The sequence below is a fragment of the Streptomyces sp. WMMC500 genome, from assembly GCF_027497195.1.
Taxonomy (GTDB): domain Bacteria; phylum Actinomycetota; class Actinomycetes; order Streptomycetales; family Streptomycetaceae; genus Streptomyces.
In genome coordinates this window covers 3,868,485-3,890,248 of sequence record NZ_CP114905.1, presented here as the reverse complement: position 1 = coordinate 3,890,248, position 21,764 = coordinate 3,868,485, and the positions used below count along the sequence as shown (strand labels likewise).

At 72.1% G+C, this 21,764-nt stretch carries 20 protein-coding genes; 15 read left to right on the top strand and 5 right to left on the bottom strand.

The window, feature by feature from the left end:
- The first annotated feature begins 23 nt into the window (after positions 1 to 23).
- The 3 genes from O7599_RS16540 to O7599_RS16530 all read left to right on the top strand — a co-directional run bounded on the left by O7599_RS16540 (position 24) and on the right by O7599_RS16530 (position 1,376).
- Positions 24 to 722: a copper homeostasis protein CutC gene (locus tag O7599_RS16540; protein ID WP_281622921.1), complete on the top strand. Its 699-nt coding sequence runs from the start codon at positions 24 to 26 to the stop codon at positions 720 to 722.
- Between the two features lie 110 nt (positions 723 to 832).
- Entirely contained in the window at positions 833 to 1,072 is a 240-nt protein-coding gene (locus tag O7599_RS16535; protein WP_281622920.1) for a ribbon-helix-helix protein, CopG family, read from the top strand.
- Entirely contained in the window at positions 1,062 to 1,376 is a 315-nt protein-coding gene (locus O7599_RS16530; protein ID WP_281622919.1) for a type II toxin-antitoxin system PemK/MazF family toxin, read from the top strand. Before O7599_RS16535 ends, O7599_RS16530 begins: the two co-directional genes overlap by 11 nt.
- Before the next feature lie 39 nt (positions 1,377 to 1,415).
- Here the strand turns inward: O7599_RS16530 and O7599_RS16525 are convergent, their stop codons facing one another.
- The 3 genes from O7599_RS16525 to O7599_RS16515 form a co-directional block, all read right to left on the bottom strand.
- On the bottom strand, positions 1,416 to 1,841 hold the full coding sequence (locus tag O7599_RS16525; RefSeq protein WP_281622918.1) for a type II toxin-antitoxin system VapC family toxin: 426 nt from the start codon (positions 1,839 to 1,841) through the stop codon (positions 1,416 to 1,418).
- Positions 1,838 to 2,071 (bottom strand): Arc family DNA-binding protein, encoded by a 234-nt coding sequence (locus tag O7599_RS16520; RefSeq protein WP_281622917.1) that lies wholly within the window; start codon positions 2,069 to 2,071, stop codon positions 1,838 to 1,840. Before O7599_RS16520 ends, O7599_RS16525 begins: the two co-directional genes overlap by 4 nt.
- Positions 2,072 to 2,201: 130 nt before the next feature.
- A complete protein-coding gene (locus tag O7599_RS16515) occupies positions 2,202 to 3,215 on the bottom strand; it encodes a LacI family DNA-binding transcriptional regulator (RefSeq protein ID WP_281622916.1) in 1,014 nt (337 codons plus the stop codon).
- 382 nt (positions 3,216 to 3,597) lie between these two features.
- On the opposite strand from O7599_RS16515, the gene O7599_RS16510 reads away from it, so the two are divergent.
- Positions 3,598 to 4,701 carry a glycoside hydrolase family 172 protein gene (locus O7599_RS16510; RefSeq protein WP_281622915.1) on the top strand — a complete coding sequence of 368 codons (1,104 nt, stop codon included), beginning with the start codon at positions 3,598 to 3,600 and terminating at the stop codon, positions 4,699 to 4,701.
- A gap of 58 nt (positions 4,702 to 4,759) precedes the next feature.
- A complete protein-coding gene (locus tag O7599_RS16505; RefSeq protein WP_281622914.1) occupies positions 4,760 to 6,136 on the top strand; it encodes a sugar ABC transporter substrate-binding protein in 1,377 nt (458 codons plus the stop codon).
- A gap of 73 nt (positions 6,137 to 6,209) precedes the next feature.
- Here O7599_RS16505 and O7599_RS16500 read toward each other — a convergent pair whose 3' ends face one another.
- Positions 6,210 to 7,403, bottom strand: a complete 1,194-nt coding sequence (locus O7599_RS16500) for a transposase (RefSeq protein ID WP_281622913.1) — start codon at positions 7,401 to 7,403, stop codon at positions 6,210 to 6,212.
- Positions 7,404 to 7,534: 131 nt separating this feature from the next.
- Here O7599_RS16500 and O7599_RS16495 point away from each other — a divergent pair, with 131 nt between their 5' ends.
- The 10 genes from O7599_RS16495 (at position 7,535) to O7599_RS16450 (ending at position 19,818) form a co-directional block, all read left to right on the top strand.
- Positions 7,535 to 8,500 carry a sugar ABC transporter permease gene (locus O7599_RS16495; RefSeq protein ID WP_281622912.1) on the top strand — a complete coding sequence of 322 codons (966 nt, stop codon included), beginning with the start codon at positions 7,535 to 7,537 and terminating at the stop codon, positions 8,498 to 8,500.
- Positions 8,490 to 9,362 carry a carbohydrate ABC transporter permease gene (locus tag O7599_RS16490; RefSeq protein ID WP_281622911.1) on the top strand — a complete coding sequence of 291 codons (873 nt, stop codon included), beginning with the start codon at positions 8,490 to 8,492 and terminating at the stop codon, positions 9,360 to 9,362. The genes O7599_RS16495 and O7599_RS16490 overlap by 11 nt, the downstream gene beginning before the upstream one ends.
- A gap of 81 nt (positions 9,363 to 9,443) precedes the next feature.
- Positions 9,444 to 10,862: an L-fucose/L-arabinose isomerase family protein gene (locus O7599_RS16485; protein ID WP_281622910.1), complete on the top strand. Its 1,419-nt coding sequence runs from the start codon at positions 9,444 to 9,446 to the stop codon at positions 10,860 to 10,862.
- Positions 10,863 to 11,157: 295 nt separating this feature from the next.
- Positions 11,158 to 12,744: a sugar ABC transporter ATP-binding protein gene (locus tag O7599_RS16480; RefSeq protein WP_281622909.1), complete on the top strand. Its 1,587-nt coding sequence runs from the start codon at positions 11,158 to 11,160 to the stop codon at positions 12,742 to 12,744.
- Positions 12,741 to 13,949, top strand: coding sequence for an ABC transporter permease (locus tag O7599_RS16475; protein ID WP_281622908.1), 1,209 nt, complete (start codon positions 12,741 to 12,743; stop codon positions 13,947 to 13,949). Before O7599_RS16480 ends, O7599_RS16475 begins: the two co-directional genes overlap by 4 nt.
- Entirely contained in the window at positions 13,946 to 14,965 is a 1,020-nt protein-coding gene (locus O7599_RS16470; RefSeq protein ID WP_281622907.1) for a substrate-binding domain-containing protein, read from the top strand. The genes O7599_RS16475 and O7599_RS16470 overlap by 4 nt, the downstream gene beginning before the upstream one ends.
- 5 nt (positions 14,966 to 14,970) lie before the next feature.
- Positions 14,971 to 16,464: an FGGY-family carbohydrate kinase gene (locus O7599_RS16465; protein WP_281622906.1), complete on the top strand. Its 1,494-nt coding sequence runs from the start codon at positions 14,971 to 14,973 to the stop codon at positions 16,462 to 16,464.
- Between the two features lie 149 nt (positions 16,465 to 16,613).
- Positions 16,614 to 17,258: a hypothetical protein gene (locus tag O7599_RS16460; RefSeq protein ID WP_281622905.1), complete on the top strand. Its 645-nt coding sequence runs from the start codon at positions 16,614 to 16,616 to the stop codon at positions 17,256 to 17,258.
- A complete protein-coding gene (locus tag O7599_RS16455) occupies positions 17,240 to 18,229 on the top strand; it encodes a hypothetical protein (RefSeq protein WP_281622904.1) in 990 nt (329 codons plus the stop codon). Before O7599_RS16460 ends, O7599_RS16455 begins: the two co-directional genes overlap by 19 nt.
- A 164-nt stretch (positions 18,230 to 18,393) precedes the next feature.
- Positions 18,394 to 19,818, top strand: coding sequence for a DUF6351 family protein (locus O7599_RS16450; protein WP_281622903.1), 1,425 nt, complete (start codon positions 18,394 to 18,396; stop codon positions 19,816 to 19,818).
- A gap of 72 nt (positions 19,819 to 19,890) precedes the next feature.
- Here O7599_RS16450 and O7599_RS16445 read toward each other — a convergent pair whose 3' ends face one another.
- A complete protein-coding gene (locus O7599_RS16445) occupies positions 19,891 to 21,756 on the bottom strand; it encodes a serine/threonine-protein kinase (RefSeq protein ID WP_281622902.1) in 1,866 nt (621 codons plus the stop codon).
- Positions 21,757 to 21,764: the final 8 nt, after the last annotated feature.

Sequence of the window (21,764 nt, the reverse complement as noted above, 5' to 3'; positions counted from 1 at the left end):
CGCGATATGGCAGGCTGTGCTTCATGTCTAGACCAATGCTGCTTGAGGTCATCGCCCTGAACGCCGCCGACGCCGCCGCCGCACAGGCGGGCGGCGCCGACCGTCTGGAGTTGGTCACGGACATGGCCGCCGACGGGCTCACCCCGTCGCGCGAGACCGTCGCCGCCGTGCGGGCCGCGGTGGAGATCCCCGTACGCGTCATGCTGCGCGCCGAGGACGGGTTCGCGGCGGGGGACGTGGAGGCGCTGGCGGCGCGGGCGCGGGCGCTGCGGGCGGAGGGGGCGGAGGAGTTCGTCCTCGGGTTCCTCGACGAGGCGGGCGGCCCGGATCTGGCGGCGGTCGGGCGGCTGCTGGACGCGGTGGGGGCCGGGTGCCGGTGGACGTTCCACCGGGCGATCGACCGGGCTGCTGACCGGGACACGCTGCGCAAGCAGCTCGCGGGGCTGCCGGGGCTGGACACGTACCTGACGGCGGGCTCGGCGAAGGGCGTCGCGGACGGCCTGCCGGTGCTGGTCGCCGAGGCCGCCCGCGCCATGGCCCGCCAACCCGGCTACGAGGCCCGCATCATGGCCGGCGGCGGCCTCACCACCGCCCACGTCCCGCGCCTGCGCGCGGCGGGCCTGGACGCCTTCCACGTCGGCGGCGCGGTCCGCCCGGCGGGCTGGTCGGGCCCGGTGTCGCCGGAGTCGGTGGCGGAGTGGCGCCGGCTGCTGGACGGGTAGCGCGCGGGGCGCGGCGGCAGGGGGCGCGGGGGGCGCGCATGCGCGCGGGCCGCCGGCCCGGGGCGCCCGGCCCACTGGTGACGTAATACGTTGCGTATTACGCTGGTCTCATGACCGTACAGACCATCAGTTTCCGCCCGGACGCCACCACGCGCCGCGAGCTCGACGCGCTGGCGAGCATGCGCGACGTGACGGTGTCCGACGCCATAAGGCAGGCGGTGCACGAGGCGTACGTCCGTGAGCAGTACCGCCAGGCGGCGGCGGAGGTGCGGGAGTGGCGCCTGGACCCGGCATACGCGGCGGAGCTGGCCGCGGTGCGGGAGCAGATGGACGACCTGCGTGCGTGGTGACATCTACCGCCTGCGTACGCCGAAGCAGCGGGTGGGGCACGAGCAGCGGGGCATGCGCTACGGGGTCGTGTTGCAGACCGAGGCGCTGGCGATATCGACGCTCGTCGTGGCGCCCACGTCGGCGAGCGCGCGGCCCGGACTGATCCATCCGCGGGTCGAGATGGCGGGTACGGACACGGTGGTACTGGTCGAGCAGATGGCGGCGGTGGACCCCGAGCGGCTGGGGGACTTCGCGGGTCGGGTGGAGCCGGCGGAGTGGGAGGACATCGAGCACGCGGTCCGGCTGGTACTGGGGCTGTTGTAGCGGGCGTGCGCGGCGAGGCGACCTCGATCGTCGGCCTGGTCATGGCTGCTGTTGCCACGGGTCGAGTAGTTCGACACCGGTGTGCGCGAAGTCCTTGAGGTTTCGCGTCGCACACGTGGCGTCATGCGCCAGGCAGATCGACGCGATCTGTGCATCGGCCGTGCTGATCGGCAGCCCTGCCACCTCTCGTGCGACGAGGATGTCCGCGTAGCGCTCGGCGGCACCGGCGTCGAAAGACAGCACTGAATGGTCGTCCCGGTAGGGCTCGACAGCGGTCGCGATGCGCGTGGACAACACCCTTTTGCGTCGGCCGTCGGGGAGGCGACGCACGCCGGCCAGTAGCTCCGCGAGCGTCACCGCGGTGATGGCGACGTCGCCGGTGAGTGACTCGAGCCACGCGACGACGCTCGCGTCGGGCTGCGGTCGGAAGATCTCCGAGATCACGTTGGTGTCGAGAACGATCACTCGAAGTCCACCGCTCGCGCGACGTCGCTTCGCTCGGGGATCGGGAGGCCGTCGACTCCGCCCGCATCCTGAGCCGCCTGCATGAGCGCCAAGCCGATGTGAGGCCTGCGCGCGGCCTTCGTCAGGATGTCCCGGACCTCCGCCTCCATGGAGCGTCCGTGCTCTTTCGCCTGTGTGGCGAGCTGCTGCTTGACGGACTCGTCGAGCCCGCGGACGATGATGGACGCCATCGAAGACCACCTCCCCAAACTGTGCTATCAGCAACGATAGCACTCCGCAGCCGCGCGTGGCGGCCCTTCGGGCGGCTCCCCCGTCGGGTCCGCCATCCTGCGGTCCCGAACCCGATTCCGCCCCCGCCCCCTAGGCCCCCGGGCCCGACGTCGACTCCCGCACCTGCAGCGCCGTGCGCAGCACCACCGTCTGCAGCGGCCGGTCCGTCCCCGCGATCCGCTCCTGCAGCAGCCCCGCCGCCGTCCACCCCAGGTCGTACGACGGCAACTGCACCGTCGACAGCGGCGGGCGCACCAGCGACGCCCACGGGACGTCGCCGAACGACAGGACCCCGGTCCGCGGCGGCTCCGTGCCCGCGTCCCGCAGGGCCTGCAGGGCGCCCACCGTCATCAGGTTGTTCGCCACGAACACCGCGTCCGGCGGCGACGGCAGCGCCAGCAGGTCCCGCATCGCCGCCCGGCCGCCCTCGACCCGGAAGTCGGCGTGCCGCACGTACTCCGGCGGCAGCGGGCCGCCGTCCGTCTCCCGCAGGTGGTCGCGCATCACCGCGCGGTAGCCCGCAAGGCGGTCGTCGGACGTGGACGCGCCCTCCGGGCCCGCGATGCACGCGATCCGCCGGTAGCCGCTGCGCAGCAGGTGCGCGGTGGCCTCCTCGCCGCCGTGCTGGTTGTCGACCATCACGGCGTCCACGGACGCGCCCCGCGGGCGCCGGTCCACCGCGACCACCGGCATCCCGCGGCCCTCCAGCACCGACAGGTCCGTCCGGTTCCGCGACGCCGCGGCCAGGATCACGCCCGCCATCTGCTCCGCCGCCGCGATCTCCAGGTAGCGCCGCTCCTTGTCCACGTCCTCGTCGGTGTTGCAGAGCACCACCGAGAGGTTCGTCTGCTGCGCCGCGTCCTCCACCCCGCGCGCGAGCGACGTGAAGAACGGGTTCTCGATGTCCGGGATGATCAGCCCTATGACGCTCGCCCGCTGCATCCGCAGCGACCGCGCCACGCGGTTCGGCGAGAAGCCCAGCTCCGCCGCGGTCTTGCGAACGCGCTCGGCGCGCTCGGCGGTGACCCGGCCGCCGTTGAAGACCCGGGACACCGTGGCCGGCGAGACCCCCGCGGCGCGGGCCACATCGTTGATGGTCGTCACGTCTCCGCTACCTGAACCTCTCACGCAGGCGCGGGAGTCGACCGCGCGTCCGGTGCACTGCCGCCCATTCTCCGCCAGTCCGGGGCCCTGCCCGCCGCAGCGGGGTCGGATACGCGCATCCGGCGACCCGCGGTGCGGCCCGCGGCGTGGCTCCGGCATATCCGGTCGGGTGCGTGGACGGGTCGGCGCGGACGGTGTTTTCCGCGGTCTCGTACGGACCTCTTGACACCGTCTTGCGTGAACTCTACGTTCGCGTGAAATGGATTTCAAGAGATCCCTGACACACCTGCCTCACGTCACCGGGATCTCGCTCAGTTGCTGCGCGCACTTGGGATGACCCTTCGCTGACTACGCACGAAAACGATTTCACAACGGAGCGTCCATGAGCACCACGTTCGGCCTGGATGACCTCGCCCGTACGACCCCCGCCCGCACCCGCTCGATCAGTGCCGAGAACCCCACCGGCGCCAAGGGCGCCGGCGGCGCCGCCACCGAGGGCACCGGCGCGCGGGCCGCCGCGCGGCTCGGCCGGGGCTGGAAGATCTCCCCGAGCATCGACATCGCCGCGGGCGAGACCGCCGTGCTCGCCGAGATCGACGGGCCGGGCACCATACGCCACCTCTGGTGCACCACCGCCCCGCACGCCGCCTGGCGGCAGACCCTGCTGCGCGTCTACTGGGACGGCGCGGAGACGCCCGCCGTCGAGGTGCCGCTCGGCGACTTCTTCTGCAACGGCTGGAGCGTCTTCAGCCAGGTCTCCTCGGTCCCCGTCACCGTGGCCCCCAACGGCGGCTTCAACGCCTACTGGCCCATGCCCTTCCGCAGCCGCGCCCGCGTCACACTGGAGAACCTCGCCCCCGAGCAGATGACGCTCTACTACCAGATCGACTACGAGCTGGCCGACGTCCCCGCCGACGCCTCCTACTTCCACGCCCAGTGGCGCCGCAGCAACCCCGTCGACGAGTCCTCGGTCCACACGCTCCTCGACGGCGTCACCGGCGCCGGCCAGTACGTCGGCACGTACCTCGCCTGGGGCACCAACAGCCCCGGCTGGTGGGGCGAGGGCGAGGTCAAGTTCTTCCTCGACGGCGACGAGGACTGGCCCACCATCTGCGGCACCGGCACCGAGGACTACTTCGGCGGCGCCTGGAACTTCGACGTCAAGCCGCACGGCTACACCGCGTACACCACGCCCTATCTGGGCCTGAACCAGATCCTGCGGCCCGACGGGCTCTACGCCAGCCAGCAGCGGTTCGGGATGTACCGCTGGCACGTCCTGGACCCCGTCCGCTTCCAAGAGGACCTCCGCGTGACCGTGCAGTGCCTCGGTATCGGCGCCGGCCAGGGCAACGGGCTGAAGCACCGCTACCGCAGGAACCGCGACGACATCGCCTCGACTTCCCTGTTCTACCTCGACGCGCCGTCGAGCGCAGCCCTCCCGGCGACCCCCGGCCTGCTCGACCTGGAAGTCGACGCCCCCGACTAGGACAGGTCCGAGCCCCCGGCCCTCCCCGCAAGCACCCACCCGACAGACAGGGCACGACATGCTCCAGCACGGCAACGGCGCCGTACCCGCCCGGGGCGCCCCCTCGCGCCGCCGCTTCCTCGGCGGCACCGCGGGCGTCGCCGCGGCGGCCACGGCCGCCGCCACCCCGCTGCTCGGCGGCTGCGGCGGCTCCGCGAACGCCGACGGCGGCACGCTGAAGTTCTGGCACTTCTACGACCCGAAGGCGTCCGACCCCGCGATGGTCGCCCAGTCGAAGTGGTTCGACCAGCTCATCAAGGACTGGAACGACACCCACGACGTCAAGATCGAGCCGTACTTCGTCCCCGGCGTCAGCTACCAGGGCTCGAAGATGGTCACCGCCTTCGCCTCCGGCGCCGGACCCGACATCTTCCTGCTCAGCCCCGGCGACTTCACCCGCTACTACAACGGCGGCATCCTCGCCGACCTCACCCCCCACCTCGACGACGGCGTCGTCGAGGACTACGGCACCAGCCTGGCCAGCCGCACCGTCGACGGCAAGGTCTACGCCCTCCCCATGGAGGTCGAGCCGCTCGCCATGTTCTACAACGTCCCCGTCTGGGAGAAGGCCGGCCTCTCCGAGGCCGACATCCCCACCACCTGGGACCAGCTCCTCGACACCGGCGACAAGATCCGCAGCAAGACGGGCGCCGCCGGCCTCGTCTTCCACACCGACCCCGGCTACTACCAGAACTTCACCTGGTACTGCTGGATGTGGCAGGGCGGCGGCGAGGTCGTCGACAAGGCGGGCAACGTCGTCTTCGACTCCAAGGGCGCCCGCCAGGCCCTCGCCCTCTGGCAGGACGCCGTCGAGGCCGGCATCGCGCCCCGTACGCTCCCCGCCGCCGACGACCGCATCACCGCCTTCACCTCGAACCTCGCCGGCATGTGGCAGATCGGCATCTGGGAGGTCCAGGCGTTCAAGGCGGGCGCCCCCGACCACGAGTACGGGGTCTTCAAGCTGCCCGTACCGCCCGGCGGCGAGTACACCACCACCCTCGGTGGCTGGTCGTTCTGCGCCAGCACCCAGGGCGCCAACCCCGAGGCCGCCGCCGAGTTCTGCGGCTGGGCGCTCGGCGGGATGTCCGACGAGTCGATCAACCGCAGCGTCGAGTGGTGCACGGGCGTGAAGTCCGACATCTCCCCGCGCACCTCCGCCCTGAAGCGCGCCACCGCGCGGGGCGGCTACGACTCCTGGGCGATGAAGAAGTTCAAGGAGGACGTCTTCCCCGGCGGCCGCGCCGAGCCCCGCTACCCGCCGATCGTCTACAAGGCGATCTCCGACGCCATCCAGGCCACGATGCTCGCCGGCAAGGGCGTGGAGGGCGAGGCCGACCGGGCCGCCCAGACCATCGACGCGTTCTTGAAGAGCTACCGAGGGGCGAGCCTGATTTGACGTCAGACCATCGACGCCTTCTTGACGTCCTCCCCCTCGTGGACGAGGGGGATTCCAACCCGAGGCACCGGCTCTACGCGGAGAGGAGGAGGTCGGATTGAGGTTCACGGTGCACCGGCCCGTTCATGCAGGGCCCTTCCCGTGCAGCAACCGCCCGTCCGGCGGCCGTACGAATATTGCGTGCGGCGTTGACGTCGGCGTTGTCCGTGTGCCCGCAGGCGCGACACCGGAAGACGGCTTGGCTCTCGCGCGCCTCCCGGTCCACCATCCCGCAGGCCGAACAACACTGGGACGTGTACGCCGGATCGACCCGGACCACCCGGCCGGGGGCCTTGTCCTCCAGCCGGGCCGCGAAGGCACCCCACGCGGACCGGAGGATGCCGCGGTTCAAGCCGGCCTTCTGCCGCACCTGGGAGCCCGGAGCCTCGACCGTGCCCTTGGCCGAGGCCGTCATGCCTCGCACATCGAGGTCCTCGATGCCGATCACGTCGAAACCGGCAGCAAGGCGGGTAGTGGTCTTCTCCACCCAGTCCCGGCGCCGGTCCGCATCACGGGCCTTCAGTCGGGCAAACGCGGAACTCACTTTCCGCCGCCGGTTCGAACCCCGCCTGCACCGGGCCAGACGCCGCTGCAACAACACCAGGCGGCGCGCCTCGCTCTCCCGCAGCCGCGGCGCGTTCAGCAACTCCCCGGTGGACAGGGCCGCGGAGACGGCCACACCTCGGTCGACACCCACCACTGCGCCGTTCCCAGGCGCCGGACCCGGATCAGGCACGGTCGCGAACGCCAGATGCCACCGACCCGCCCGATCACACGTGACGCGGTACGACTTCACCCCCTCGGGCACGGTACGGGACCAGCGGAATCGCACCCAGCCGACCTTCGGTACCCGCACCTCACGGCACCTGCGCGAAAGCCTCCGCACATCGCCGATCCTCACCGCGACGATGCGGAATCCCTCGTGCCGCGCGGCCCGGCGCCACGTCGGTCGCCGGTGCGTGCCGCGAAAGAAGTTCGCCATGGCCTGGGCGAAGTTCCGCAGCGCCTGCTGCTGCACGGTCTGCGACCCTGCGGCCAGCCACGGGTTCGCGGCACGGGCCTCGGTCAACTGCCGAGCCTGGGCAACGTAGCCAGGTGCCGGGCCGCGCCGGGGAGTCCACCAGGAGTGCTGCTCTACCGCCAGATTCCACACGAAACGCGCATGCGCACAGTGCCGACGCAGGTCCTCCACCTGGTCGGGCGTAGGGCACAGACGGTAACGGGACATGCACAGAACCTACCGGCCCCCACTGACAACACCCCTCCGCTCCGGTGGCGAAACGGAACTTCCTGCGCCGCTCGACAAGATCTCCGCTCCCTCTCTCGGCTGAAGCCGGGCGGATTCGCAAGGGAACTCATATGACCAGCATCGCCACACACCGGCAGCGTGCCCCGGGCGCCGCCGCGAAGCGTGCCGTCGCCCCCGCGGGCCGCCGGCGGCTCGGCCGCAAGGGCCGCGAGCGGCTGGCCGCCGCGCTGTTCCTGCTCCCCGACAGCCTCGGGCTGGGGCTCTTCGTGGTCCTGCCGATGCTGCTGTCGTTCGTGCTGAGCTTCTTCCAGGTCTCGGGCTTCGGCTCGTACGAGTGGATCGGCGTCGGCAACTACGAGCGCATGTTCAACGACCCGTACTTCTGGTCCTCGATGTGGGTCACCGCGAAGTACGTCGTCCTCCTCGTGCCGACGCTCTTCGTGGTCAGCCTCAGCCTCGGCGTGCTGATGAAGCAGATGCTGCCCGGCATGTCCGTCTACCGCACCGCGCTCTTCCTGCCCCACATGCTGAGCCTGGTCGTCGTCGGCCTGCTGTGGAAGTTCATGCTCGACGACCAGACCGGCGTGGTGAACAAGGCCACCGGCGAGCTGGGCATGGGCGCCCGCTCCTGGCTCGGCGACCCCGGCCTCGCGCTGTACGCGGTGATCGCGGTCACCGTCTGGTACTACATGGGCTACTACATGATCATTTTCCTGGCGGGTCTCAACGAGATCCCCCGGGAGCTGTACGAGGCCGCGAAGATCGACGGCGCCGGGCCCTGGACCTCGTTCAAGCAGATCACCTGGCCGCTGCTCAAGCCCACCAGCTTCTTCGTCCTCATCGTCAGCACGGTCGCCGCGATCACCGGCACCTTCGACCTCATCTTCGTGCTGACCGACGGCGGTCCCGCCAACGGCACGGCCGTGGCGATGTTCTACATCTACCAACAGGCGTTCGTCTTCGGCGAGTACGGCTACGCCGCGGCCCTGGGCTCCTTCCTGGTGCTCGTGATGGTCGCCCTGTCCTGGCTGATCTTCAAGGCGACCAAGGGCGGGAGGTTCGACGATGAGCAGTGACACCCTGGCCGGCGGCACCGCCGCCGCCCGCCCCGCCCCGCCGCGCGGCCCCGGCCGCCGCCGCGCCCGCGCCGGGCTCACGGTGCTGGCCATCGTGCTGTCGGTGCTGAGCGTCTTCCCGATCCTGTGGCTGATCACCTCGGCGTTCAAGCCGCGCGAGGCCGTCACCGACGGCAAGCTGATCCCCGAGGAGGTCACCTGGGGCAACTTCCGCTACGTCCTCACCGAAGTGGCCTTCGACCGCTGGCTGTGGAACAGCTTCCTCACCGCCGCGATCATCACGATCGTCGCCCTGTTCTTCCACTCGATGGCCGCCTACGCCCTCGCCCGCCTGCGCTTCCCCGGCCGCGACGGCATCTTCGTCGTCATCTTCTCCACGCTGCTGATCACCCCGCCGGTGATCCTCATCCCGCTGTTCATCGTCGTCCGCGAGATGGGCATGCTCGACAGCTACGCGGCCCTGATCATCCCGCCGCTCTTCAACGCCTTCGGCATCTTCCTGCTCCGGCAGTTCTACCTCGGCATCCCGCGGGAGCTGGAGGAGGCGGCGATCGCCGACGGCGCCGGCTACTGGCGGATCTACTGGAGCATCATCCTGCCGCTGTCCCGGCCCATCCTCGCCGCGCTGTCGGTGTTCTTCTTCCTCGCCAACTGGAACGCCTTCGCCTGGCCGCTGGTCGCCACCAGCAGCGAGAACCTGACCGTCACCCAGGTCGGCATCGCGTCCTTCACCACCCAGTACGGCGCCAACTGGAACTACATCCTCGCCGCCGCCGTGGTCGCGGTGATCCCGATGCTGATGCTCTTCCTCTTCTTCCAGCGCCAGATGGTCGAGTCCATCAAGACCTCCGGCCTCAAGTAACGCGCCCCCACGCGCCGTACGCGCGCGACCGCAGCCCCGCCACCACGGCACGACAACCGCACGCAATTGGAGGCCAGCCACATGGCACGTATCGGTCTGCTGTCCATCTCCGACGGCCGGGACTACGTCCAGCGGGACGTACGCGACCACGTCTCCCGCGCCGCGCGCGAGCTGGCGGCCATGCTCGGCGAGGCCGGGCACGAGGTGATCGTCGCGCCCGAGCACGTGGAGTCCAACGTCCTCGCCACCTCCCAGGCCCGCTGGCTCGCCGAGCGGCACGTGGACGTGACGATCTTCCACCACTCCGTGTGGACGTTCCCGCACTTCACCATGCTCGCCGCCGAGGCCACCCCGGGACCGATCCTGATGGTCGCCAACCTCGACCCGCAGTTCCCCGGCATGGTCGGCCTCCTGGCCGGCGCCGGCGGCCTCGACCAGATCGGCCGCACCCACGCCCGCGCCTGGGGCGACCTGGCGGATCCGGAGGTACGCGACCGGATCCTCACCCACGTCCGCGCGGGCGCCGCCGTGCAGGGGCTGCGCGGCTCCACCTTCGGCCGGATCGGCGGCCGGCCCATGGGCATGTACACCGCCACCGCCAACACCGACCAGTGGATGAAGGTCTTCGGCGTCGACGTCGAGGAGATCGACCAGTGGGAGATCGTGCGGCGCAGCGAGAACGCCGACGCGGCGCGGGTGAAGAACGCCCGCACCTGGATCGAGCGGCACGCGGCCGGCGTGGAGTACGACGGCGACCGGCTCACCCCCGAGCTGCTGGAGCGGCAGATCCGCTCGTACTACGCGATGCGCGAGCTGATCGAGGAGTGGAACCTCGACTTCTCCGGCATCAAGGGCCAGCCGGAGCTGACCGCGAACTTCTGCACCATGGACGTCGCCGAGGCGTTCCTCAACGACCCGTACGACTGGGAGGGCCCGAAGGAGACGCACGTCACCTCCACCGAGGCGGACATGGACGCGGCGCTGACGATGCAGGTGCTCAAGCTGCTCTCCGGCGACCCCGTGCTCTTCGCCGACGTCCGGCACTACGACACCGGCAAGCAGGTCTGGGACCTGTGCAACTCCGGCCAGCACGCCACCTGGTACGCGGCCCGCTCCGCCGACCCCGCGGAGAACATGCGGCACGTCAGCTTCCTGCCCGAGGTCTTCTACTTCCCGGCCGGCGGCGCCTCCGTCCAGCACCTCGCCGCTCCCGGCGCGATGACCTTCGCCCGCCTCACGCGGCTGCGCGGCGAGTACCGGATGCACGTGATGCGCGGCGAGTTCGTGCAGTACGACGCGGAGACCAACGAGCGCATGATGCGGGCCACGACCTGGGAGTGGCCGCACGCCTTCGCGCGGCTGAACGCCCCGGCGGAGGAGTTCCTGACCCGCTTCGGCAGCAACCACATCCACGCGGTCCCCGGCGACTACGTCGCCGACCTCCGCGCGGTCTGCGACCAGCTCGGCATCGCGTACGACGGCTTCGGCGACGCGGTGTAGCCGCGGGCTCCGGCGGCGGGGTTCCTCGTCGCCCCCGCGCGGCGGGGGCATCACCGGCGCTCGGCCGGACCGGCCGCTACGCGGCGGTCCCAGGCCCGCGTCGAAGCCGCCGGGCCGGTCCCGCGCGGCGGCGAGCCGCCGAGCCCCTGCGGGCGGCGGAAACGCACGCCCCGGTCCCCTGCCGGCATTACGGAGCGCGCGGCGGGGCCCGGGGCGTGGCCCCCGGATCCGGCAGCGGCCCGGCCGCCGCAGAGCCAACCACCCGACCAGCAACGGAAGGTGAGCAGCCAACCGCATGTCCAGCGAAGCGCACAGCGCAACGCCCCTGCTGGCGATGCGCGGTATCGCCAAGTCGTTCCCCGGCGTACGGGCCCTGAAGGGGGTCGAGCTGACCGTGCACGCCGGGGAGGTGGTCGCGCTCCTCGGCGAGAACGGCGCCGGCAAGTCAACGCTCATGAACGTCCTCGCCGGGGTGCACCCCGACTACGAGGGCGTCATCGAGCGCGACGGCGCGCCCGCCGCCATCCACTCGCCCAAGGACGCGCAGCGGCACGGCATCGGGATGATCCACCAGGAGCTCAACCTCGTCCCGGAGCTGTCCGTCGCCGAGAACGTCTTCCTCGGCCGCGAGCTGCGCACCGCCCGCGGCACCGTCGACAAGAAGGCCCAGGAGGCTCGCGCCCGCGACCTGCTCGCGGGCCTCGGCCTGGCCGTGCCGCCGCGGCGGCTCGTGAAGCACTGCCGGCTGGCGGAGCAGCAGCTCATCGAGGTGGCGAAGGCCCTCAACCTCGACGTCCGGCTGCTCGTCATGGACGAGCCGACCTCGGCGCTCGCGGACGCCGAGGTACGGCGCCTCTTCGCCGTCATCCGCGACCTGACCGCCCGCGGCGTCGGCGTCGTGTACATCTCCCACCGGCTGGAGGAGCTGGAGGAGATCGCCGATGCCGTCACCGTGCTGCGCGACGGCGCGTACGTCGGCACCCGCCGGATGGCGGAGACCACCCGGGCCGAGCTGATCCAGCTCATGGTCGGCCGCCCGCTCGGCGAGCTGTTCCCGCGCCGCGCGGAGCAGCACCGCGGCGGCGAGGCCCGGCTGGCCGCCGAGGGGCTGACGTACGTCTCGCAGGACGGCGGCCCGTCGCTGTACGGCGTGGACGTCACCGTACGGGCCGGGGAGATCGTCGGGCTCGCCGGGCTGATGGGCGCCGGGCGCAGCGAGGTGCTCCAGGCGCTCTTCGGCCACTACGGCGCCAGGGCGCACGGCCGGATCACCGTGGACGGCCGCCCGTACCGCCCGCGCAGCCCCGGCCACGCCATCCGCCGCGGCCTCGCGCTCGTCGCGGAGGACCGCAAGGGGCAGAGCCTGGTGACCGCGAACACCGTGCGGTTCAACGGCTCCCTCGCCGCCCTGGCCCGCTACCGCACCCCGTGGCGCACGGTGCACAAGCGCCGCGAACGGGCCGCGGTCGCCGGGCAGATCGAGGCGCTGAAGGTGAAGACACCCGGCCTGGAGACCGCCGTACAGCACCTGTCCGGCGGCAACCAGCAGAAGGTCGTCCTCGCCAAGTGCCTGCTGACCAAGCCCAGCGTGCTGCTCATGGACGAGCCGACGCGCGGCATCGACGTCGGCGCCAAGGCCGAGATCCACCGGCTCATGGAGGAACTGGCCGCGCAGGGCACCGCGATCCTCGCGGTCTCCTCCGAGCTGCCCGAGCTGATCGGCATGTGCGACCGGGTGCTGGTGCTCTGCGAGGGCCGGCTGACCGGCGAGTTCCACCGCGATCCGGCGCGCGGGCCGCAGGCCGGCCAGGAGGCCATCCTCACCGCGGCGATGGCGCGCGAGACCGTCACCACCCACCACCTTCGAGGGACCCGGAGATGACCAGTACCCAGCCGGAACAGCCGGAACAGCCGGACGCAGAGGCCCCCGCCGGCGACGGCGGCCCGGACGGCGCCGTGTCGCGAGCCCGGCGGATCCTGCCGGTGCTCGGCTCACTGCAGGCGTACATCGGCCTCATCCTCATCGTCGCCATCGGCGTGATCACCAAGGGCGACGTCTTCCTCAACCAGACCAACCTGACCAACGCGGTCGGCGCGTTCGCCACCCGCGGCATCCTCGCGGTCGGCGTCACGCTCGTCATCCTGGCGGCGGGCATCGACCTGTCGGTCGGCTCGCTGATGGGCTTCGCGTCGATGTCCGCGGCCATCATGGTGGCCCACCACGACATGCCCGTCTGGCTGATCGTGCCCGCGTGCATGCTCATCGGCGCCGGCTTCGGCCTCGCCAACGGCATCGGGACCGCGTGGCTGAAGATTCAATCGTTTGTCATGACTCTGGCGATGATGTCGATCGCCAGAGGGCTCGACCGGAAGATGAGCGACAACGAGTCCGTCGGCACCCTCGTCGCCGGCGAGGACGGCGAACTCACCGAGAACTCCGAGGCGTTCCAGAAGCTCGGCACCCCCGACAACAACGTCCTCGAAGGCATCCTCGGCCCGGACGGCATCTACTTCCCCGTCCTCGCCTTCCTCATGGTCTGCGTCGTCTTCCACCTGCTGCTGTCCCGCACCACCTTCGGCCGGCACATCTACGCCGTCGGCGGCAACCCGACCGCCGCCCGGCTCTCCGGCATCAACGTCACCTTCGTCATCATCGCCGTCTTCACCCTCTCCGGGATGCTCGCCGGCTTCGCCGGCCCCATCGACGCGGCGTACAGCGTCTCCGCCGACCCGCAGGCCGGCTACACGTACGAACTCGACGCCATCGCCGCCGCCGTCATCGGCGGCGCCTCGCTCGCCGGCGGCAAGGGCACGATCATCGGCACCTTCGTCGGCGCGCTGATCCTCACCCTGCTCGACAACGTCCTCGGCCTCAACGCCGTCGACGACAACTGGCAGTTGGTCATCAAGGGCTCGATCGTCGTCCTGGCGGTCGTGCTGCAACGCCCCGACCTGCTGCAGAGCATCAAGAACGGCATCGACAGGCTACGCGGCGGCCGATCCCGCACGGGACCGGGCCGCACCCCAGCCAAGGCCCCGGTCCCCGGCCCCACCCCCGCACCCGCCTCCGAGGAGAACCCACGATGAGCAGCAGCCCCCGCCCCCGCACCCGCACCCCGCGCCGCGCGCTGACCGCCGCCACCGCCGTGCTCGCCGCGACCGCCCTGGCCGCCGGCTGCGCCTCCAAGACCGAGGAGGGCGACGGCGGCGAGAAGGGCGCCGGCGACGAGTTCGTCATCGGCTACTCGCAGGCCAACAACGCCGAGCCGTACCGCGCCCAGCTCAACAAGCAACTGGAGTACTACGTCAAGGACTACCCGAACCTGAAGCTGCTGCCGATCGCCGACGCCCAGCAGGACAACGCGCAGCAGGTCAGCCAGATCCAGCAGTTCATCCAGCAGAAGGTCGACATCCTCATCGTCTCGCCGAACGAACCCGCCCCCGTCACCCCCGCCGTCGAGCAGGCGTGCGCGGCCGACATCCCCGTCATCATCCTGGACCGCACCGTCGACACCGAGTGCTACACCTCCTTCATCGGCGGCGACAACCACGAGATCGGCAGGAAGGCCGGCGAAGCCGTCGTCAGGGAGCTGCCGGACGGCGGCAACGTGGCGGAGCTGCGCGGCCTGCTCTCCACCGAGCCGCAGAAGCAGCGCCACGACGGCTTCATGGCGGCGATCGGCGAGAACCCCGACATCAAGGTCGTCGAGGAACGCGAGGGCAAGTGGCTCCAGCCCGAGGGCACGAAGATCATGCAGCAGTGGCTCGCCCGCGGCACCGACATCGACCTGGTCTACGCCCACAACGACCCGATGGCCATCGGCGCCCAGCAGGCGGCGAAGGCCGCGGGCAAGGACGAGATCAAGTTCATCGGCATCGACGGCCTCGCCATCCCCGACGGCGGCATCCGCGCCGTCCAGCAGGAGCGGATGGCGTACACCTACCTCTACCCGACCGGCGCGCAGGAGGCCGCGAAGACCGCCGCCGACATCGCCGCGGGCGAGAAGGTGGAGAAGAAGCAGACGCTCGGCACGGTGGAGATCACCAAGGAGAACGCCGAGGACGTCTACGCCAAGTACGACATGAGCGGGAAGGTCGACTGACAACCATGGGGCTCCTCCTCGGCATCGACATCGGCACCTCGTCGTCCAAGGGCGTGCTCGTCCGCGGCGACGGCACCCTCGTCGCCCAGGCGGTGCGCGCGCACGCCACCGCCACCCCGCGGCCCGGCTGGGTCGAGCACGATGCCGAGGAGGTGTGGTGGGCCGACTTCACCGCGCTCGCCACCGAGCTGACGGCCGCGGCGGGCCAGGCGGGGGAGGCGATCGGGGCCGTGGGCGTCAGCGGGATCGGCCCCTGCCTCCTGCCCGTCGACGCCGCCGGCACCCCGCTGCGGCCGGCGATCCTCTACGGCGTCGACACGCGCGCCGGCGCCGAGATCGAGGCGCAGACCGCCCGGTACGGCGCGGAGGCGGTCATCGCGCGGTGCGGCTCGCCGCTGACCAGCCAGGCGGTGGGGCCGAAGCTGGAGTGGCTGCGCCGCCACGAGCCGGAGGTGTACGCACGTACCCGCCGCTGGTACATGGCCAGTTCGCTGCTCGCGCACCGGCTCACCGGCGCGTACGTCCTGGACCACCACTCCGCGAGCCAGTGCACGCCCCTGTACGACCTGCGCGGGCGGCGCTGGATCGCGGAGCGGTGCGAGGAGATCGCGCCGGGGCTGGAGTGGCCGGAGCTGGTCTGGCCCGCGGACGTCGTCGGCGAGGTCACCCCGGCTGCCGCCGCCGCCACGGGCCTGCCCGCCGGCGTCCCCGTCGTCGCCGGCACGGTCGACGCCTGGGCGGAGTCCACGGCGGTCGGCGCCACCGGCCCGGGGGACCTGATGCTCATGTACGGCACGACGATGTTCCTGGTCAACGTCGTCGAGCAGCCGGTCTCCAGCCCGCGGCTGTGGGGCACGGCGGGCGCCTTCCCCGGCACGTACTGCCTGGCCGCCGGCATGGCCACCTCCGGCGCCGTCACCGGCTGGCTGCGCGACCTCACCGGCTCCGACTACGCCACCCTCGTCGCCGAGGCCGCCGCCGTCCCGCCGGGCGCGGAAGGGCTGCTGATGCTCCCGTACTTCGCGGGCGAACGCACGCCCCTCTTCGACCCCGACGCCCGCGGCCTGATCCACGGCCTCACCCTCCGGCACGGCCGCGGCCACCTCTACCGCGCCGCGCTGGAGGCCACCGCGTACGGCGTCCGCCACAACCTCGCCGCCATGACCGAGGCCGGCGGCGCGCCGGCCCGCCTCGTCGCGGTCGGCGGCGGCGCCCGCGAGCTGTGGACGCAGATCGTCTCCGACGTCACCGGCAAGGAGCAGCAGGTCCCGCGCCATCTCATCGGCGCCGCGTACGGTGACGCATTCCTTGCCGCAGTCGGCGCCGGCACGGCGTCCCCGGTGGACATCGCCGCCTGGAACCCGGTCGAGTCGACGGTCACCCCGAACCCCGCCGCGGCCGGCGTCTACGCGCAGCTCTACGCCCACTACCTGGACCTCTACCCGGCGACGAAGGACGTCGCCCACGCGCTCGCCGCCCGCCAGCACGCCGATGCCTGACCGGGACACGCCAAGGTCACCCTCACCGGTCTGTGACGGCATGGTTGCTTTCCCGCCATCGAAGACGCCGCCGCGTTTCGCTAACCTCGGTCGGGCACAACGGGGGCAGGTGGCTCCCCTCCCACACGCGACGGAGGGATGACCGCACGATGAAAGCGCGCAGGGCAGGTACGGCGGCCGCGGCCGCGGTGGCCGCGGCAGCGTTGCTGCTGACCGGCTGCGGCGACGACGGAGGCTCGTCCGGCGACGAGATCGAGGGCGCGAAGACGGGCAACAAGGAGCCGTCCGCCGACCCGTCGGCCGGCGAGCCCGGTGCCCCGCGGTTCGACCTCCCGGACGACGTGGAGGTCGAGATCGCCGAGGACGCCACGGGGGACGAGCGGAAGGACGCGATCCTGCGGGACCACGGCTACGCGCTGATGGCCCAGCAGGAGGCGTACGCCGCCACCGAGGCGACGGCGAACTTCGCGAAGTACTGGGACGGCGAGGCCGCCGCCACGTTCGAGGCCGACTTCGCGACGTACCGCAAGGACGGCATCACCATCACCGGACTCGACACCTTCTACTTCCGCGAGGTCACCTCGCTGAAGGACGGCCGCGCCGTCGTCGCGTACTGCGAGGACCAGAGCAGGGCGTACGTGAAGGACACCGAGACCGGAAAGGTCGACAAGACCCCGGCCACGCTCGACTCCTACATCGACGCGCGCGCCACGATGGAGAAGGGCGCGGACGGCTGGAAGGTCGTGGACTACCAGGCAACCAGGGGGAGCAAGGAATGTCGCGACGAAGCCTGACACACCGATCGCGCACCGCCGCCACGGTCACCGCGCTGGCCTGCGGGCTGCTGCTCGCCTCCGCCGGCGGGGCCGCCGCGGAGCGTCCCACCGGCACCACCACGCCGGGCGGGGACACCGGTGACGGCGACATCGGCTCAAGCGTGGAGTACATCTACCACAGCCCCGGCGGCACCCAGCCGATGTCCAGTTCCTCGGGCGACTGGTCGCCGCCGGTGTGCTGGTTCGAGCCCCGGTACACCAACCAGGAGCTGTACGAGCACAACGAGGAGCTGGAGGAGAAGGGTCCGCTGGAGGGCATCGACCACGACACCGCGGACAACCGGGAGGAGGAGACCGACGCCCACAAGGACAGGGACGGCATGTGGTGGGAGCGCACCCCGATGATGTCGCCGCGCTCCTGCGAGATCGGCGAGCTGTGGATCTGGGTGGACCGCGGCGACCCCGACCCGCCGGCCGACGCCGTCGACCCGGAGATCCTCGCGGGGCTGGCGTACGACAGGACCAAGCTCCCGGCGCCGCCGGTCGACCTGAAGCCGAACGAGGACCGCAACGTGGTGAACCTGCCCACGAAGATCGAGTTCAGCGAGCCGCTGGACCGCGTCTGGACGACGGCCAGCCTCGTCAACGCGCAGGCCGGCATCGACATCGCGGCCACCACCGTCGCCGAGCCGGTCTCGCTGCGCATCGAAGCGGGCACGGAGTACGCGGAGCCGTCCGCGTGCACGTACGACCTGGTCGAGGCGGGCGGCGGCTACCAGGTTGACAGCGAGGGTGCCGGCTGCAACATCACGTACCGCAAGTCCTCGGGTGACGGCACGTACCCGATGGAGGCGCAGATCGTCTGGGACGTCACGTGGAACCCGACGTCGGGCCCGGACGGTGAGCCGCAGAACGGCGACCTGCCCGACGGGCTGTCGGTCTCCGAGCAGGACGTGACCGTGAAGGAGATCCAGACGGTCGTCCGCTGACCCGCCTTCACGCTCGTCGAGGCGCCCCCGGCCGCAGCGGCCGGGGGCGCCTCGGCCCGCTGCGGCTCGGCCGTGGCCGCCGTTCCTCACCTACGACCGATGAGAAACGCGCGCGGCCCCGGTCCAACCGTTCAGAGGCAGGACGACTGAACGGAGTGGGGCGCATGCGGTTCGTCGGCAGGGCACTGGCAGCGGCGGCGGCCGTCTGCGTCGCCGCGGTCCCGTGGGGCCAGGCACACGCGGACGGCGGCCCCGCCGGGGGGCGTTCGTACGAGGGGAGCATCGACGGCGCTCCGTACCGGATCGCGATGCCCGAGGACTGGAACGGCACCCTCGTGCTCTACAGCCACGGGTACTACCTCAAGGGCCACTTCCCCACGGGGGTGCAGCTCGCGGCGTACGAGTCGACGGAGCGCTGGCTGCTGGCGCACGGGTACGCGCTGGCGGCGTCCGAGTACAAGGGGCGGGGCCCCGGCTACGCCGTCGAGGACGCCCTCGTCGACCAGATGGCGCTGCTCCGGCACGTCGAGAAGAAGATCGGCAAGCCGCGGCGCACGCTGAGCGCCGGGATGTCGCAGGGCGCGGCCGTCGCGGGGCAGCTCGCGGAGCGCCACCCGGGGAAGTTCGCGGGCACGGCGGCGATGTGCGCCGAGGTGGACACGCCGGGGTCGTGGAACACGGCGCTGGACATCCAGTTCGTCGTCAGGACGCTGCTGGCGCCGGAGGCCGGCATCGACCTCGTACGCCCCGCCGACCCGGACACGGCCGCCGCCGACGCCGCCGCCCTGGCCGGGGCGGTGGCCGCCGCGCGCGGCACCGAGGCGGGCCGCGCCCGGCTCGCGCTGGCCGGCGCGATCGCGAACATCCCCACCGCCTACTCGCCGTTCGAGCCGCGGCCGACGGGCCTCGCCGAGCGCATCGCCGCCCAGTCGGTGTGGATCGAGACCGCGTACGCCCAGGGCCTGGGCCCCACGGGCCGCCTCGACCTCGAATCCCGCGCCGGCGGCAACCCGTCCTGGAACACCGGCATCGACTACGGCGACCAGCTCGCCCGCGCCCACCCGGAGCTGCGCGCGCTGGTCGAGGAGGCGTACGGGGCCGCCGCGGCCGCCGGCGCCGGCGTCGACCTGGAAGAGGACCTGGCCGCGCTCGCCGGCACCGACCGCATCGCCGCCGACCGGCGGGCGGTCGCGTACACGAAGCGCCACGGCCTGGTGCGGGGCACGACGCGCACCCCGACGCTGACGCTGCACACCACGGGCGACGGCGGCGCGGTCGCGGACCAGGTGGGCAGGTGGGCGGAGCAGGTCGAGGCCCACCGGGACGCGCCGTTCCGGCAGTTGTACGTGGACCGGGGCGGGCACTGCTCGTACACGTCGGCGGAGGAGATCGTCGCGCTGGTCGCGCTGGACCGCAAGGTCGCCACGGGCCGGTGGGGGAACCTGACGCCGTCGCACCTGGACGGGGCGGTGGGGTCGTTCGGGCCGGAGTACCAGAAGGCGTTCGACTTCGGCACGGGCGACCTGAAGCCGGTGGATCCGGCGTACACGGACTTCACGCCGCCGGAGTTCCTGCGCCCGACGCGGTAGGAGCGGGGCGAGCGGCAGAAGACGGGGCAGCGGCGCACTCAACGGGGGTGTGCGCCGCTGCCCCGGCCCGCGCTATCGCGCACGGTGTCCGAGGCGGGAGGACAGCTCGACGTAGACGTACTTGCCGGTGCGCGTGGTCATGGGCCGGCCGAAGGACTGCCCGGTGGCGGCGTCCCGCAGGCGCACGGTCCCGTCCTCGCCGATGTCGGCCGCCAGCAGAGGGCCGCCGGAGGACGGCACCACGACCAGGCGGCCGTCGCCGCGGGCGGTCAGGGGCGGGTCGACGAGCCTGCCGGTGGCGGTGTCCCACCGCAGTAGCGTGTCGTCGTCCTGGCTGTGGGCCGCCAGCACGGAGCTGTCCGGGGAGAACGCCAGCTCCCAGACGCTGTTGGTGTGGCCGGTCAGGGGTTCGCCGACGGCCTGGCCCGTGGCCGGGTCCCACAGCCGCACCGTCCAGTCCCTGCCGGAGGCGGCGAGGAGGCGGCCGTCGGGGGAGAACATCACCCGCAGCGCGTCGCCGGTGTGGCCGGTCAGGGGTTCGCCGGCCGGGCGGCCCGCGGTGGGGTCCCAGAGCCGTACCGTTCTGTCCAGGCCGCTGGAGGCGAGGAGGCGGCCGTCGGGAGAGAAGGCGACCCCGACGACGCCGTTGGCGTGGGCGGTCAGGGGTTCGCAGACGGTCCGGCCGGTGGCCGTGTCCCAGAGCCGTACCGTCCCGTCCAGGCTGCCGGTGGCCAGCAGCCGGCCGTCGGGGGAGAACGCCACGTCTTCCACCGTGCCGGTGTGGCCGGTGAGGAGATCGCCGACGAGCCGCCCCGTGGCCGTGTCCCACAGCCGCGCCGTCTCGTCCCTGCTGCCGGTGGCGAGCAGCCGGCCGTCGGGGGAGAACGCCATCCGGAACACGGTGCCGGTGTGGCCGGCCAGCGGCGGGCTGACGGGCCGGCCGGTGGCCGGGTCCCACAGCCGCACCGTGCCTGCGCCGCCGAGGCTGGTGGCGAAGAGGTACTCGCCGGGCGCGGGGGTGGCCGGGACGTCCGGCTCGGTGGGCGGCGGGAAGACGCCGGCGTGCGCCCGCCCCGCGCGCTCGGACGGGTCCTCCGGTCCGTCCAGGCGCCGCAGTGCGCGGGCCAGGCCGGCGGCGTCCGCGTACCGCCCCGCGGGCTCCTTGTGCAGCAGCGTGAGGACGAGGTCGTCCCAGGCGGCGGGGATGCCGGCCCGTACGGAACTGGGGGCCGGCGGCTCCTGGGTGAGGTGCGCGGTGAGGTAGCCCAGGGTGTCGGGGGCCTCGAAGGGCAGGCGGCCCGTGATCAGTTCGAAGAGGAGGCAGCCGAGGGCGTAGAGGTCGCTGCGCGGTTCCGGCAGGCCACGGGCCTGTTCGGGGGCCAGGTACTGCGGGGTGCCGACGATGAGACCGGTCCGGGTGAGGCGCTCCGCGGTGACGTTGCCGTCGGCCGCTCGCGCGATGCCGAAGTCGAGGACCTTCACGCCGCCCTGGGGCGTGACGAAGATGTTGGAGGGCTTGACGTCCCGGTGCAGGATCCCGTTGGCGTGGGCGTCGGCGAGCGCGTCGCACACCTGCGTTCCCCACCGGGCGGCGTCCGGCAGGGTGACGGGACCCCGCGCCAGCTTCGCGTCCAGGCCCTCGCCCCGTACCAGCTCCATCACCAGGAACGGCACCTTGTCGCCGCCGGTGCCGGCCTCGCCGAGGTCGTGCATGGTGACGATGTGGGGGTGCTGGAGCCGGGCGGTGATCCGCGCCTCGCGCAGGAACCGCGCGCGGGCCTGGTCGCCCCGGCTGCCGCCGCCGGCGAGCAGCGAGATCACCTTGACCGCGACCGGCCGGCCCAGCGTCTCGTCCCGCGCCTCCCACACCTGCCCCATGCCCCCGTGGCCGAGTTCCCGCACGAGCCGGTAACGGCCCCCGAGGAGCTGGTCTCGCACGGCTGTGC

Bases quoted from the DNA above. Each gene is read 5' to 3' on its own strand.
- O7599_RS16500 (WP_281622913.1), bottom strand. From the start codon at position 7,403: ATGTCCCGTTACCGTCTGTGCCCTACGCCCGACCAGGTGGAGGACCTG.
- O7599_RS16535 (WP_281622920.1), top strand. From the start codon at position 833: ATGACCGTACAGACCATCAGTTTCCGCCCGGACGCCACCACGCGCCGC.
- O7599_RS16470 (WP_281622907.1), top strand. From the start codon at position 13,946: ATGAGCAGCAGCCCCCGCCCCCGCACCCGCACCCCGCGCCGCGCGCTG.
- O7599_RS16450 (WP_281622903.1), top strand. From the start codon at position 18,394: ATGCGGTTCGTCGGCAGGGCACTGGCAGCGGCGGCGGCCGTCTGCGTC.
- O7599_RS16475 (WP_281622908.1), top strand. From the start codon at position 12,741: ATGACCAGTACCCAGCCGGAACAGCCGGAACAGCCGGACGCAGAGGCC.
- O7599_RS16520 (WP_281622917.1), bottom strand. From the start codon at position 2,071: ATGGCGTCCATCATCGTCCGCGGGCTCGACGAGTCCGTCAAGCAGCAG.
- O7599_RS16510 (WP_281622915.1), top strand. From the start codon at position 3,598: ATGAGCACCACGTTCGGCCTGGATGACCTCGCCCGTACGACCCCCGCC.
- O7599_RS16505 (WP_281622914.1), top strand. From the start codon at position 4,760: ATGCTCCAGCACGGCAACGGCGCCGTACCCGCCCGGGGCGCCCCCTCG.
- O7599_RS16460 (WP_281622905.1), top strand. From the start codon at position 16,614: ATGAAAGCGCGCAGGGCAGGTACGGCGGCCGCGGCCGCGGTGGCCGCG.
- O7599_RS16490 (WP_281622911.1), top strand. From the start codon at position 8,490: ATGAGCAGTGACACCCTGGCCGGCGGCACCGCCGCCGCCCGCCCCGCC.
- O7599_RS16465 (WP_281622906.1), top strand. From the start codon at position 14,971: ATGGGGCTCCTCCTCGGCATCGACATCGGCACCTCGTCGTCCAAGGGC.
- O7599_RS16455 (WP_281622904.1), top strand. From the start codon at position 17,240: ATGTCGCGACGAAGCCTGACACACCGATCGCGCACCGCCGCCACGGTC.
- O7599_RS16540 (WP_281622921.1), top strand. From the start codon at position 24: ATGTCTAGACCAATGCTGCTTGAGGTCATCGCCCTGAACGCCGCCGAC.
- O7599_RS16495 (WP_281622912.1), top strand. From the start codon at position 7,535: ATGACCAGCATCGCCACACACCGGCAGCGTGCCCCGGGCGCCGCCGCG.
- O7599_RS16485 (WP_281622910.1), top strand. From the start codon at position 9,444: ATGGCACGTATCGGTCTGCTGTCCATCTCCGACGGCCGGGACTACGTC.
- O7599_RS16480 (WP_281622909.1), top strand. From the start codon at position 11,158: ATGTCCAGCGAAGCGCACAGCGCAACGCCCCTGCTGGCGATGCGCGGT.